Here is a 14,684-nt window from a genome sequence, read left to right as displayed (position 1 = left end):
ACTTTCCCCATCGACGAGGAGGTCAGATTGTCGACCCAGCGTGTTTTGGAATATCCAACGTGTTGACCATATCCGGCGTGAGTGGGACGCCTGCGCTGATCATTGCATCCAGCGTCTTCTTCTTCGGACAGCCGAAATTCGTCCACCAATCGGTCGCATCATGACGATTCCATTTCCCTGCGTCCCGACAGTCCAGCAGTGCATCACGGAGAGCACTTGCTGATTCGAAGCGATCTTCAGGGGACTTCTCCAGGCATCGCAGAACGACACTTTCGAGGTCAGCAGGAATGTCCGCTCGGAATTTTGATGGACGTTCAACTTCTTTCGAAGCATGCGCGAGGATCAACTTCACAGCCCGGTCTTCGACAAACGGTGTGCGCCCGGTCAACATTGCGTAAGCAACACACCCCATCGAATAGATGTCACTTCGGGCATCCACAGAATCCCCCCGTGCCTGCTCGGGGGACATATACAACGGAGACCCCGTTACTGTTCCGACCTGAGTCAGCCTCAAATCGACATCGTCGTCGAGGTCACGGACAAGACCAAAGTCGAGGAGCTTGGAAACGTCGTAAGTTCCGCCTCGTCTGGCTGCGAAAATATTGGCGGGTTTAATGTCTCGATGAACCAGCCCTTCGGCATGAGCTTCACCGAGTGCATCACAGGTTTGCGAGAGGAGATGAATTACGCGTTCTGGAGGCATGGCGCCATGCATCTCGACAATCTGTTCGATCGTCATTCCATGCAGATACTCCATGACGTAATAGAAGGTCCCATCTTCTGTCCGTCCGAAATCGAAGATTTCAATGGTATTCCAATGAGTCAGCCGTGCTGTGGACCGGACCTCTTGTTCGAACCTGGCTAGCGTTCCTGGATCTCCCGCTTTCTCAGGGCGAATGATCTTGATCGCACAGGGGCGTTTCAGCATGACGTGCTCAGCGAGATAGACCTCACCCATTCCTCCCCGTCCGAGCTGCTGCTTGAGGCGGTATTGTCCGAGTTGCTTGGCCTCGAACACTTCGGTGCGCAGTCCCCGAATGAGTTTCACTCCAACCGTCGCAATGATTGTCACGAAGGTCATTGCCATGGCTGCCTCGAGAAAGACGTGATGAAACTCCGTCGTTTCCCGGATCAGCCTCGAAACATTTACGTCCGCAAGGAACGCGTAAACGAGCGTCAGGCTTGGCCCGCACGCCAGCGGGACAATGACCCACAACGACCGTTTCCACGTGTTGGGAATAAAGAGGGCGTAGGTAAAAATCAGTAGCGTCCACGAAGCGATCACACTCGGGAGGTATCCCAAGGCAGCTGCGGTGCGAATGTTTTTCAGCCCGAAGAAGAAGAACTGAGCGGCTGAAAGACCAAAGATCAGGATTTCGATGCTTCGCAGATTGGCAAACGCGAACTTGCAATTCCGAGACAATCGAAACCAGATCAAACCCATTGTGGCGGTGACCGCAGTAAACACGGTGTACGGCACAATCCGCTGTTCAAACGGAGTCGCATTCGGAACAAGATGCCCCTTTAACCAGAATGCGAAATACCCCAGAAACAAGATCATCGAGACATAGCGCAGCCGAGTATTCAGGATGCGGTTTGTCTCGGTGGTGAAGTCTGGGGAGGACCCTTCAAGGAGGGCAACCTTCGGAGCAGAAACAGGTTTGGTGCCGCGTTCACGTTGCAACTCTGCCGGCAACGGAATGACAACAGTTTGTTCCACTGAGTCGAAGGTTTGCAGATTCGCCATAATCGTCGGTCACGAAAGTGGAGGAGTTTCAACATCCTATTTGGGGATGAGGATGTTGTCAGGGGTAAATCTTGATCTATTCGATGATCGATAACGGGGTCTTCGGAGGCTCAGTTCTTCAACATCAGACGATATCGAAACTTGGAGAGTTCCGATCGATTCAAAGAATTGAGTCCCCAAAAAACGCTAAAATCGAATCTCATCTCTTCGACACTTGGGAGGAGTGCACGTTCGTACCACTCAACATTAATCTGGTTGAATGATTCATCCGCGAACCCACCCCGGCTCCTTAAAGCACGCCAATCCCATACCAAGTACCACGGATGTACGAGGATTCGTTGCAAAACACAGAAAAGAAATGTTGTCGTCACCAGAATCCCATCGGTAATCAATGCCTATCGGCGATCACCTTTTTCCTTAACAGCAGATTATAACTGCCGTTATATGGATCTTACCCCTTGAATTCTCATTCCGTAGAAGGGGAACCATATGAATCGTTCAACTATCGATCAGCAGGCAGCACTGTCTGCAAAATTGCCAAAAGCTTGAGAAAGGAGTGTCAATTCTTGTGACTACTGACATCGAATTGACTTTGCGAGATGCCATCGACACTGTCCCCTTTTCTACTGGGCAGACTTTGCAACAACTTTCGGCCGGCAGGAAACTGTTGCTCGTCTTTCTTCGTCATTCTGGCTGCACGTTTTGCAGAGAGGCTCTCAACGACCTGAAAACCGGACTCAAATATTTGCAGGAAAACGGGATTGAGCTTGCATGCGTACACATGTCGAGTGAAGAAAAGGGGGACAGGGTCTTTGAGAAGGCGGGACTGAATGGAGTTCCCAGACGAAGCGATCCCGAGCAACGCCTCTACGTTGCCTTCGGGATCAAACAGGGAACGGCCAGCCAACTTCTCGGCCCCAGCATACTTTGGGAGGGATTTCAGTCAGCAATCCTGCGGGGTTACGGATTCGGTCTCTGGGATGGAAACGGCTTCAGAATGCCGGGTCTTTTTCTGCTTCAAGATGGAGTAGTGATCGGAAGTTACAGCTACAAAAACGCTTCCGAACGCCCCGACTATCTCAACTGGGCCTGTTCTCAGGCAGAGACGACAACTTGTGATCATCGAATCACCTTACCCCATCCATCTTGAGTCAATCTTGGATTTGAACGCTTGGAGGCCCCACCCGGAAAAATCGTCCGGGATCGCGGGTGGATGGAACTGGATCACTAACTCAATTTCGAAAAACCTGTCATAATGACGGGAAATAGAACGAACGCACCTCTCCTGCCAATTCGGCGACTCGGATTCATGCAGGAGGAGCAACCAACTCGATATTCTCGGCAACTCTCTGCGGAGCAGTAGGCGTGGCAGTCAACCATATTGACCCCAACAGTGTGGCTATTAACGTGCTGATCGTCGATGACGATGAACCGCATGCTCAGGCTGTTGCAGACAGTCTGCACTCTCTTAGCTGCGACTGCACGATCGCCAACTCTGGCAAAAAGGGGATTGGGCTCATCGAGGGCCAGAGTTTTGACGTCGTCATTACAGACTTGAAGATGGAAGACGTCGACGGTCTGGCCATCCTTCGCAAAGCAAAAGACGAGCTCCCGGATGCGGAAGTCATTGTTCTGACTGCCCATAGCTCGATTCCTTCCGTGGTAACAGCCATGCAAGGTGGAGCGTATACCTATCTCACTAAACCGCTTGATATTCAGGAGCTGCGGAGCGCGGTCGATAAGGCTTCCAGTCGTATTCGCCTGATTCGAAGAAACGTGGCATTAAGCCGCGGGCTCGATGAAAAGTTTGGCTTTGAAGGGGTCATCGGAAACAGCCCTTCCATGCACAGGGTCATTGAACAACTCAAGAACCTCGCCCCCACCGACACGACGGTTTTAATTCTGGGAGAAAGCGGAACTGGTAAAGAGCTGGTCGCTCGTGCGCTGCATCAAAACAGCCCTCGCAAGAGCAAGCCATTCGTCCCGTTGAATATCTCTGCACTCCCGGAGAGCATTCTTGAGAGCGAACTCTGGGGTCACGAACCGGGAGCCTTCACCGGTGCTGCCACTCGCCGAATCGGTAAATTCGAGTTTGCGAATGGAGGAACACTCTTTCTGGATGAAGTCGGCGAAATGCCGATGGAAACGCAGATCAAACTGTTGCGAGTACTCGAAGATCGCAAGATCACTCGGCTCGGATCAAATGAAGAACGTTCCATCAACGTTCGGCTTGTCGCCGCTACAAACGCTGAACTGAAAGAGATGATGGAGCAAGGTCGCTTCAGAAGCGATCTCTATTACCGTCTGAGCGTTGTCACGATCTATCTGCCACCTCTGCGAGATCGCAGAGAAGACATTCCACTGTTGCTGGATCACTTCCTGAAAGAATTCTGTAAACGCAACGGCCGGGAAGTCGAAGGAATTACTCGGGCAGCACGACAGGTATTGATGTCGTTCGATTGGCCAGGAAACATTCGACAGTTACGAAATGTCGTGGAAGGAATGCTGGCTCTCGACACTGACGGAAAGCTGGATCTGGATGATCTTCCAACAGAATTGGCAGCCATTGCTGGAAGAGTCTCGGACGGTTCTGGAATCGGTTCGGGAGCAGATGTCCTTGTTGGTCGACCGTTAGTAGAAGTCGAAAAGTTCTATATCGCACGGGCACTGGAACTGACCGGCGGCCGACGGGAGGAAACCGCAGCGATGCTCGATATCGGCGAGCGAACACTGTACCGCAAGATCAAAGAGTTCGACTTGAAGTAGATGGTTCCAGTCGCTGTCATCGAATTCGCTACAATTATCTGAAACATGTATCTGAAACGTGTGAAACTCAATTGAGAGACACGACGTCTCACTTCGGGACTTGGTGCCTTGATATGAAAACTCCCCTCCGACTGTTCGGCGTGCTCTTGAAACGTCAGCGATATCCAGCGGCGTACCCCGCTGCATTCATTTGGGTGGCGGCCCTCTTGTCTGCATTCGTACCGGCAGTCTGTTCTGCGGCTGACGAGCAGATGAATTCTACCGCTTACTTCAACCGTGCTCTGACATGGCAGAACACAGGAGACCTGGAACGAGCGATTGCAGACTACACGCAGGCAATCAAGCTCGATCCGAAAGACGCTGCTGCCTATTTCAATCGCGCACGTGCCTGGCAGAATCTCGGCCATCATGACCACGCGATCGCAGACTACGACGCTTCAATCCGTCTCTATCACGGGGATGCAGCAGTTTTTAATCGCCGAGGAACCGCGTGGCACTACAAAGGGGAATACAAAAGAGCGATTGCTGATTACAATGAGGCCATCCGACTGGATCCGGAATTCACATGGGCCTTTTATAATCGTGGACTCGCTTGGCGCAGCCTGGGCGAAAACGCAAAAGCGATCCAGGATTACTCCCAAACCATCAAACTCGACCCCCGGTTTGCTTGGGCATACTACGGCCGAGGGATTGCACACGAGAATCTGAAAATCCCCCAGCTCGCGATCCAAGATTACACTGCTGCCATCCGACTCGACAGCGATTTCAGTTCCGCGTACCAAAGCCGCGCCCTGCTTCTGCATCAGCAAGGCAAGTTCGATGATGCGCTCAAGGACTACACGGAAGCGATTCGAGCGAATCCGCAGCTCTCCAGCTCTTACCACAATCGAGCGGGTATCCTGCGAGGAAAGGGAGACGTCGCCAATGCTATTTCAGATCTGAAACTTGCATTGCGGAACGATCCTCAAATGTTCATCACGATGAATAGTCTGGCACGCATCTACGCAACGAGCAGAAACGAACAGTTTCGTAATGGAACAGAGGCTTTGAAACTTGCCAAGGAAGCTGTGCGTTTAACAAATTCAAGTAATGCGGATTACCTCGTGACACTTGCAGCTGCACATGCTGAAGTTGGAGATTTTGAAGCAGCGGTGCAAACGCAAACGAAAGCAGTCGAACTCGCGTCACCTGCCCGTAAGGCGCAGTACCAAGCGATTCTCAAGGAGTTCAGTGAGAAACGCCCACTCAGAGAATAGTCTGACTGAGGGCTGCCCAAGCTGGTCGCTCAGTAACCATTTAGCACTGTAAATGGCCAATCGCTCACACAGGCCGGGAGAACGAGCAATCACGAATCGTTTGATGCACTTCGGCATCAGGTTGTTGTTCCACATTCACCGCAGTCTCCCCAAACTTCCGTTGGGTTAAATTTTCAATAATGTTTGGACGATGGCATCCGTTATTTTGACCGGATTGTCGCCAGTTCCCTAATTATGACAGCCTCGCGGAACGTCCCTTGCATTTCCTCTCAGCCGTTAACTGACGCGAATGCAGCACTCTTCGCTGCAACCTGACTGTCGAGATTTCCGTCGCAACATGCGGACTCTCCGCACTGGGTACTGCCTCCGTCGCAGATTTCCGTACGACACGGTCGTCAGCCAGATTCTCAATTGCGTACTCGCCAAGCGAATACCGAATTCAAGGGGAAAAAGGCATGTTGAAGTACAAAACTGCTGCGCTTGTTACCATTTTTTCTGCTGCATCAACCTTGGGTGCGATTGCAGACACCCCTCGTGAGATCCGCAAGGAACGGCAGGAAGAAAGAGCGGCCGAACGGGCTGATCAGGCAGAAAAAATTCGAGAAATCGCATCTGAAGTGACCGGCCAACGCGGCGATCAGGCCCGCCAACTTGAAGGGCGACTGGCCGATTGCGGAGTCCTGAGAAACCAGCATCAGATTGAGCTCTGTAAATTCGCTGCCGAGCACTCCAAAAACGAAAAAGTCAAAGCCTTTGCCCAAGAGATGATGAAAGATCATCAGCAGCTTCAAGAACGCCTTCTGAAGTTTTCTGTGCACGATTCAATGGGCAAGAAGCATGTGCACGTCGCCGACCGCGCTGTCGAAGGGGGTATCCCTCCGATCAAAACAGACAAGGTCGAAGTGCGTGTGGGGTATGCTGGAGATCAACCTTCAGTCAACGATCAGCTTTACCAGATTGAGCGTGAATGCCTCGATAACTGCCTGAAGAATGTGAAAGAGAAGCTTGCCCAGAAACAGGGGAAAGAGTTCGATGAGTGCTTCGTCGAGATGCAATTGGCAGGACACGAAATGGCGCTCGCAAATTTGAACGCCGTTGAGAAGCACGTCACAGGTGATTTTCAGGCACTGATTCGTGATGCCATTAAGACCACGAAAGCTCATGAAGCTCACGCCAGGTCGCTGGATAAAGAACTGGACTAATCCCGTCTGAGGGTGTTCTACTCTGAACAGTTCTTTTCACATCGACCGGTTGCACTGTCCCGCACTTCAAGCTGTGAAGTGCGGGACGATTCGTTGTTCGGGCCCCCATATCGTCTACGCGAAATCGCCTCACCTCGGCATAGCGATGCAGACGCACGATGGGTTTTCCGGTCTGCGATTCGATTCAACCGTACATTCAGGCATTCGAAGACCGGAGAACTCTCCCAACTCCGTCCTGCTAAAACCCCTAAGACATCAATCGAAATCAATCTCCACAGATCCCCGCCGGCCGCGTTCTCTCTTAAAAAAACACAGCATTCTTCAGTAAAAGTTGAGTGAATATTGCGATTATCCGAAATCTCTCGCCAATCGCTGAACTCGCCCTACCAGTTTTGTCGATGACAACTTTGATGCCGATTATTTCACGCAACAAGGTTGAAACGAACAGCGACAGTCCTATGGCAACTTTGTGCAGAATCATCCAGTCGACTCTGTTAGCGATTCTGCTAATCAACATTGCGCAGATTGCCGCAGCGCAACAGAACCGCCCACAAGTCCCAGTCTCAAACTCCGCCAGTCGAATGCGAGTGGTGGAAGTCAGTCCTGCGACAACCGATGAACGGACTCCGTCATACTTCACCATCATCGGAGAGGTGAAAGCGAGTGGAGTGTTCAAGAGTTTGGACAGGTCGATTCCCGTGGGGCAACTCGTGCAAGCGGCTCAAGGCCTGACGCCCAAAGCATCAAACACCATCCGCATTATCCGAAACCGTGAAGTGCGATATCAGTTCCAGTTCACTCCAGAAGGTGCTGGTGCCGCTGAAGTCGTTCTTCCCGGAGATGTGGTTGTCGTTGTGCCACGTCAGCTCGCTCCTTCAGAGAAATTCACCCCCCCGGAAGAGATCCCGATCGCCTGCATCGGCTTGCTCGATATCCCGGTCGTCCTCCCACTCCATCCTTCGATTGTTGCGGTCGAACAGCTCAAGAAACTCCTGGAACAACAGGCTGGTCCGCAACTTCCGGTCATGTTGATCCAACCGATTCGTGGGTTAAATGAAGGCGCGTTGGTCGCAGGAACGGTGGTCGTTTTCGACCCGAAAGCAGTCGACCGCCTCCCATTGCGCCGTCCGGGAGCATTGCCAGAACCGACTGAACTTCCAGCCGAAAGAACCTCCGCGTTCCCTGGCGTCCGGCCGATGAATTTTGTCGCTCCTCCTGATGTTCCGGGAGCCGAAGTAATCCAACGCGCTTCCGCGGACATGATTCAGCCAAATCCCGGTACTCTCCAAACCGCTGATAACACGCAGCGAGTGATGAGCGAACCATCGCAGAATCAACTCACTCTGGATCTGCCAATCATCTCGGACTCGAACATGGAGTCGCCAAGAACGACTGAATCGCCAGTAGTGTCTCAACGACCGACGACCACGGATGCCATGCCAGTCAATCTCGCACAGGCCCTGAATCAATTTTCAGAGAAGCCCAGTGAGGCTCCTGCGCCTTCAACGGTGACGACAATTCCACCGAGCTACCATCATGTGACGGATTCGAACGCAAATTCCGCCCCTGCAAAACAACCACTGACGACAGCACTTTCAACCTCAGGTTCGAGCGTCCCTCCATTCTCCTCAGAACGTACCTCGTCACCCGCTCTCGTCGACAATAGCGGCCAATCAGCGACTCCTGCTAAGGTCCCCACGAATAGCGGTTCCGACGAAAGCAGTGCCTCCACCCCATCTGCAAAGCTCCGATATCTTGCACTCGCAGGACTGGCGTTGTGTCTGTTTATCGCAATCGGAGCGACGATTGCCATGACGCTGGACATGAAGTCCAACAAACTCATCCTCAATGAGATTGCGGAAGGTTCAAAATCAGTCCGACCAGATTCATCGCAGCCTCCAATCGACCTCCTCCCTCCTCAAGTGGTCGTTGCTCCTAAACGCCAGAACGTAGTCGAACAGATCCTCGACCGGAAATTGCCTGTTGTGGAAGAACTCGTAGCGGTTCCCAGCCAGTGGCCATTGCATGGAAAAGTGATTGGGCACCAACGAATCATCCTGAATCAACGACACGAACAACTAGCTGGCCCGCACTTCTCAAGCAACCAGAGTGATCACCCGAAACGCCCGTTGCCGACGGCCTCACTTTCTGAGCGCGAGATTCGTGAACGCCTGAAGGAAGTGTTCCGGAAGGCCAACGTTGGACCTCATCACGACGACATGCTTGATGAGGTCGACACTTTCGAAATCGAAAGTCCATCCGGAGTTGTTCAGATGAATCGGCAATCCCACCAACCGACTGAATCAGCAGCGCGGCAACCGCTGACTTCAGAAGATGTAACCTCGATGGTTCAGAAGTCCCCTGCCCCGGCAGTACGACAACCTGTTCCATCAACTGAAAGAGTTCAACCACTCCCCGCTCCATCTAGGAATCCTTCCGACGATGGGTTTGACATCGTTCAACCTCAAGTGTCGCAAACTACACCTACGCAAAGTCCGCTTGAACGAGCACTGAGGACACTTGCTTCGGAGAAAAATGGATGACCGCTGCTTTGGATTTCGGAACGGACGAATTCCGATCACTTCGCCGAGAGGATCAACAACTGATCGCCCGACGGCTCCCCGCAGTCTATACCGTTGTCGATGACACACCAGCAAACAGAAAAGCACTCGAGCAGACACTCTACCCTTATGCAATCGCAGACCAATCACTGATTGTTATTGGGGATGCCGCTGTCAAAGTCTCGACGCTCATGTCACGCCCGCTCATCCCCTTGTTCAACCGGGGAAAGATCGCTGAACAGGATGCGATTTCCCGTCAGGTCTGCGCCTGGTTGATCGAGCTACTTCTGCCGGCGAACCCCGGTGCCCCTAAGCATTGTTCGATCTCGTTACCTAAAATGAACCCCACCGATAACACACAATCCGCTCAGGACTGGTCTGGAAAATTTCTGGAGCACGTGGTTCAGTTGCAGGGTTACCAGACAGAGGTGCTGTCTCAGGGAACCGCACTCTCACTCGCGGAAATGAACCAGAACGAATTCACTGGAATCGCATTGGTCATCGGCGCAGATTCCGTTCAATTCGAACTAATGAGACAGTCTAAGCCAGTCCTGAACGTCCGTTATCCCAAAGGGACGCAACATCTGGTCGAACAATTCGCTCATGCCCACAAAAAATATCTTTGGGATCACGAAGGGAATTCGTATCTGGATCTCGCTTCTGTGATGAACTGGATGCAAACGGGGGACATCTCGCTGTCAGCGCCGCAATTGAATCAAGAGGTCTGGCTCCGTGACGCCTATGCGGAGCTGTTGATTTCGACGTTCATTGCAGCCAAACACAAGCTCCACTTCTGCAACGACCCGATCCTGAAACGGCCACTTCAAATGGTCGTATCGGGTGGTTCCATGCAGCTACATGGACTGCTCGACCTCACCGGCGAAGTGCTGAAGATGTGCGACCTGCCAGTTCAGATTCACACGGTACGAACAGCGAGCTTCGAGCCGTATTCAGTGGCTAGAGGCCTTCTGATTCAGGCAACATTGAACGCCGGCGAGAAAGTCGATCACACACTCGCTGTCGAAGCAGCCTGATTTCTTCCACTATTGTCGCAGAAAGACAGACCAAAGTAGACTTCATCAAGCGATTGCAGTGTCGATCGATTGCAGTGTCGATCACCGAGACGACGCTGAAGTTGCATGAGGTTCATACGAACGGCAGTCACAGATCGAAACGAACAAGCAAAGGGGGACGCCATTTCGCGTCCCCCTTTGCTTGTTAAATCACCTCAGTCAGATCTTCTTCGTCACACAGGTCAGACAACAGGGTCAAGTACTTCACAGTCTTGCGACGGCGACGTGGTGCGTTCTGCGAACATTAAAATAAAGCAGGCGAAGCAGGCACAGAATGCCATGCCGAGCGCCATCGGCTGTGGAGTTCCGTCTGCCATTTTTCCAACAACCGCCGCCACCCCGGCAGCGAAAGTGAACTGAATCATCCCGAGGAGCGCCGAAGCTGCTCCCGCTTGACGACCGAATGGTGCCATCACAGCGGCGGCTGCATTCGGAAGCACGATTCCCATTGCAGCCATGGCAATGAAGTTCGCAGCATAAAACAGAGTGAAGCCACCAAATTGCGTCCAGGTCAGCACCGGTAGCATCGCAGCAAAGACGAGATTCACACAGGCTGCGTATTTTAAAACACGGTGGCCCCCAAAACGATCAATCAGCATCCCGTTAAATTGAGCCGCCCCAATCAACCCAACGGCATTGAGTGCGAACGCGATGCTGAACTGCGTCGATGTCAGTCCAAAAACGTTCATGAACAACTTCGGAGCAGACCCCACATAGGCAAACAATTCACCGAAAATGAGCGTCGCTGGGAGAGCGAAGCGCATGAACCGCCAATCAAAGGCCATCGAAAGATACTGCCCGGCAATCCCGACGATCGAATCCCTGCGTCGTCGTTCGGCTGGAAGAGTTTCTGGCATATCAAACAGCACGAATCCGCAACAAACCAACCCACAAAGGCCTAGTCCCCAGAAGATCAGTCGCCAGCTCCCGTAAAGCATGAGCCAACTGCCGAACGATGGAGAAAGAATCGGAGCGACTCCGATGACGAGCATCAACATCGAATAGACGCGTGCCGAATCCCGCTCTTCGAAACAATCTCTTACAACCGCGCGGGTAATGACCATTCCAGTCGAACCGGCCAGCCCCATGATAAAACGCGAAACAATCAACGTTTCAATCGACGTTGCGAACGCACAAACAATGGAAGCTGTTGCAAACGCGACGCTTCCAAAGATCAGCGGGAGTCTTCGCCCGACCCGATCGGAAATCGGTCCACAAATGATCTGTCCGATTGCCAGGCCAGCGAGGAACATCGACAGCGTTAATTCAATAGCACCGACACCAGAGTGAAATTCATTTTCAATCTCGGGATAGGCGGGGAGATACATGTCGATCCCCAAAGGGCCGCAGGCATCCAGCAATCCGAGAAGTAGGATAAATCGCAGGCGGGAACTCTGCGCTGACAGCCGCTTTTCAATAGCAGACTGCGTCGGTTTTTCGGGCAGGGACATGAAGATTCAGTAAGTCCGAAGCATAAATTTCAGAGACGCGATTTCGCGTGAGAGCACACCACTCACATGACGATACGCAGATCAGAATGAACAGTCCAGACCCGCAGGACACAAACCGCAGCGAATCGACACCGAGTAACATCTGCACTTCTCGATATGGCAGATAAGATCAGGGGCGGCCTATTTCTGCTTGCGACCGGAAGTTACGACCACGGTCAATCAGCGTCTGTTCTTCATCAATAGGAGTCGCTCGAGGTTGCAACTGATAAGTGAAATCGTGTCGGTCCGTCACTCGAAACGGAAGAAAGTGATTTGAGATAAAATCGAGCGGAATCCGCTGATGCAATGGGGGAGTCACCTTCTGTTGTACGGTGAGGGTCTCATACCCCGGCGCTGAGATCGTAAACTCATGTGTCCCATAGTAGGTGAAGTCTGTGGAGACCGGAGAGGTTCCAAGACGCTTTCCATCCACTTCCACAAGTGCTCCGGAAGGAATGGTCCGTACTGTCATCCGGCGACTGACGCACCCCGAGCCACAAACGGCCAAAAGGCTGCAAATGAGAGTCAGTCTGATCAAATCAGTGATGGACATTTCAGTAAGCAACAGGAACGACGGGTCTCAGAACCTCGCGAAGTTTACGCCGAAACTGCGATTTCGACCAAGAGAAGATTTCGCTGCGGCATTCTGGACGAATTCACCCGGGCAAAAGAAAACAGGATGGGTCATTCAACCCATCCTGTTTTGTGACTCATTGGACGAGCCAACCGCAAAACTATTCTGGTTTCGGCTCCTCTGGAGCGGGCTGCGGCGGTTTCACTTCGCCGATGATCGTCAGTTCAGGAATCTCTTTCTTCAGCTCAGCCGCGCCGGCGTCCGTAACACCTGTTTGCCAGATGTAGAGGTGCTTCAGCTTTTTGAGACCGACGAGATGCTTCACGCCCGCATCGGTCACTTTTGTTTGATAAATATTCAGCGTCGACAGGTTCTCAAGGCCAGCGAGATGAGCCAGTCCTTCATCACCAATTTCGGTTTTCTCCAGTCGAAGCTTTTCCAGGGTTTTGAGGCCTGAAAGTGATTTCAGCCCCTCACTGGTAATGTTGGTCCCAGCCAAATTCAGCCACGCAACGTTTGGCAACTTTGCGACATGAGTGAGTGCTTCGTCTGTCACAGGCTTGGACGCCAGATTCAACGTTACATCAAGACGGGGATCACTGACGGCGAGTGGAATGACGTTCCCTCCCAAGGCTCGAATTGCCTCCGTGGCAGCAGTCACTTCCGCCGAGACTGGTGCTTCACCCGGTTCTTCAGCCCGGATTTCAACGGAACAAATTCCGAAAGCGAAAATCAACCCCATCACTACGAGCCGCATGCGTCACTCCTTCTGTAGACCTTCAAGAAACAGTCAGATCGTCAGATCCAGTATAAGCGTCATCGCATCTGAAGTTGAAGTGCAGCAGGATCCAACGGCGTGATGTGTTCAGGGAACGTCAAACCCACCGCAGACACCCGATCCTGTAGCGAAAAGCAATCAGTGAAGGTTTCCAATCATTGAATCAGAATCAATGCCTAGGACGTAAACAAGCAAACCAAATCCCCCATTCCGTGCAACTCTCCCGACTCACAAACTCTTCTTAACTGCTGTTCAAAACAGGATAATTCCGCAATTCTTGGGACTGACCTAAAGATTTATTGAAGATTTGTTCGCTCAACGTGACCATATGTTTCAAGAAAGAAACAAAAAGACGAGGGAGACACCCCCCTCTCCTGACTCAGTCCCATAAATTGGAGTTTCCATGTTCAGCCCCGAACTCGCTTGCCTGGATTTCAAAGAATGCCGGGAACTGCCTCCAAGCACGCTGGTGGCCCCACTGTCCATTCTGCGAGAAATCCGTTGTGCATTGGGTCCAACCAAGCTCAACCTGCTCGTTGGCACCGGAGAAGCTGTTCAGGTCTCTTCCGACTTGTATGCCGCTTTCCATGCCTGGGAAGATGAGCAGTCAGATGAACCAGAGTCCGATTCCGACCACTCAATGCTGAACTAAACAGCGCATACGAGCGGGAATTCCCCTGCTGAACGTTGTTCCCCCTTTCAGCAGGGGCAGGAATTCAATCAGCGATCAACCTTCTTCCCGGAAGGACAGGAGACAGCAACCAGGTGGTGCTGTCTCCTTTTTCTTTTCCCACGCAGCGCCCTCTAGAATTTCATTTGTAGAACCTTTTTTTGAAATCTGACTCAAGTCGATCGATGTCGATCCGAGCCAGAAAGCACTCGGAGCAAACGGGCTTCACTTTCTCGCTCAGTCCTCCTGAAAATCGACAGATCGCCGTTGACAGGAACGACTCAACACGCGAAGGTTCGCCCGTCGCAATGAGCGACCAACCGAAACACCAATCCCTCGCAGACTTGTTCGCCAGAGGACCAAAAATTCGCGTGAGCCGCGGTCACCAAAGGTACATGCTAGACATGACCTGACCGTCGCTCTTCTCGCAGCCAGTTCCTGACTGCGCAACAGGCGGGGGATTCGGATTGTAGCCACGGCTTTCGAAAGAAGGCCGTGGTTTTTTTATTGGTCATGATGTCAACGCAGATCGGTGACATGACCCTCTCCTGAGTTGTGGCGCCCTAT

At 52.2% G+C, this 14,684-nt stretch carries 11 protein-coding genes; 7 read left to right on the top strand and 4 right to left on the bottom strand.

Going from position 1 to position 14,684, the window contains the following annotated elements:
- Window positions 1-22: 22 nt before the first annotated feature.
- Window positions 23-1,747 carry a serine/threonine protein kinase gene (locus SH668x_RS08040; RefSeq protein WP_437188178.1) on the bottom strand — a complete coding sequence of 575 codons (1,725 nt, stop codon included), beginning with the start codon at window positions 1,745-1,747 and terminating at the stop codon, window positions 23-25.
- A gap of 568 nt (window positions 1,748-2,315) precedes the next feature.
- On the opposite strand from SH668x_RS08040, the gene SH668x_RS08035 reads away from it, so the two are divergent.
- The 6 genes from SH668x_RS08035 to SH668x_RS08010 all read left to right on the top strand — a co-directional run bounded on the left by SH668x_RS08035 (window position 2,316) and on the right by SH668x_RS08010 (window position 10,566).
- Entirely contained in the window at window positions 2,316-2,897 is a 582-nt protein-coding gene (locus tag SH668x_RS08035) for a redoxin domain-containing protein (protein ID WP_437188177.1), read from the top strand.
- Between the two features lie 215 nt (window positions 2,898-3,112).
- Entirely contained in the window at window positions 3,113-4,513 is a 1,401-nt protein-coding gene (locus SH668x_RS08030; RefSeq protein ID WP_437188176.1) for a sigma-54-dependent transcriptional regulator, read from the top strand.
- Window positions 4,514-4,626: 113 nt separating this feature from the next.
- Complete coding sequence (locus SH668x_RS08025; RefSeq protein ID WP_437188175.1) at window positions 4,627-5,769, top strand: tetratricopeptide repeat protein; 1,143 nt, start codon at window positions 4,627-4,629, stop codon at window positions 5,767-5,769.
- 455 nt (window positions 5,770-6,224) lie between these two features.
- Window positions 6,225-6,971, top strand: a complete 747-nt coding sequence (locus SH668x_RS08020) for a DUF4142 domain-containing protein (protein ID WP_437188174.1) — start codon at window positions 6,225-6,227, stop codon at window positions 6,969-6,971.
- A 458-nt stretch (window positions 6,972-7,429) separates the two neighbouring features.
- Entirely contained in the window at window positions 7,430-9,514 is a 2,085-nt protein-coding gene (locus SH668x_RS08015) for a hypothetical protein (RefSeq protein ID WP_437188173.1), read from the top strand.
- Window positions 9,511-10,566: a hypothetical protein gene (locus SH668x_RS08010; protein WP_437188172.1), complete on the top strand. Its 1,056-nt coding sequence runs from the start codon at window positions 9,511-9,513 to the stop codon at window positions 10,564-10,566. Before SH668x_RS08015 ends, SH668x_RS08010 begins: the two co-directional genes overlap by 4 nt.
- Before the next feature lie 221 nt (window positions 10,567-10,787).
- On the opposite strand, the gene SH668x_RS08005 is transcribed toward SH668x_RS08010, so the two are convergent.
- From SH668x_RS08005 to SH668x_RS07995, 3 genes are all read right to left on the bottom strand, one after another.
- The gene (locus tag SH668x_RS08005; protein WP_437188171.1) at window positions 10,788-12,056 is read right to left on the bottom strand and encodes a multidrug effflux MFS transporter; all 1,269 of its coding nucleotides are present in this window, start codon (window positions 12,054-12,056) and stop codon (window positions 10,788-10,790) included.
- A gap of 169 nt (window positions 12,057-12,225) precedes the next feature.
- On the bottom strand, window positions 12,226-12,567 hold the full coding sequence (locus SH668x_RS08000) for a PEGA domain-containing protein (RefSeq protein ID WP_437188170.1): 342 nt from the start codon (window positions 12,565-12,567) through the stop codon (window positions 12,226-12,228).
- A 262-nt stretch (window positions 12,568-12,829) separates the two neighbouring features.
- Entirely contained in the window at window positions 12,830-13,426 is a 597-nt protein-coding gene (locus SH668x_RS07995; protein WP_437188169.1) for a hypothetical protein, read from the bottom strand.
- Window positions 13,427-13,850: 424 nt separating this feature from the next.
- Between SH668x_RS07995 and SH668x_RS07990 the strand changes: the two genes are divergently transcribed.
- Entirely contained in the window at window positions 13,851-14,099 is a 249-nt protein-coding gene (locus SH668x_RS07990; protein ID WP_437188168.1) for a hypothetical protein, read from the top strand.
- The last annotated feature ends 585 nt before the right edge of the window (window positions 14,100-14,684 follow it).

Origin of the sequence: Planctomicrobium mucosum (assembly GCF_051466335.1) — a bacterium.
GTDB lineage: Bacteria > Planctomycetota > Planctomycetia > Planctomycetales > Planctomycetaceae > Planctomicrobium.
This window is presented reverse-complemented; position numbering and strand designations above follow the sequence as displayed.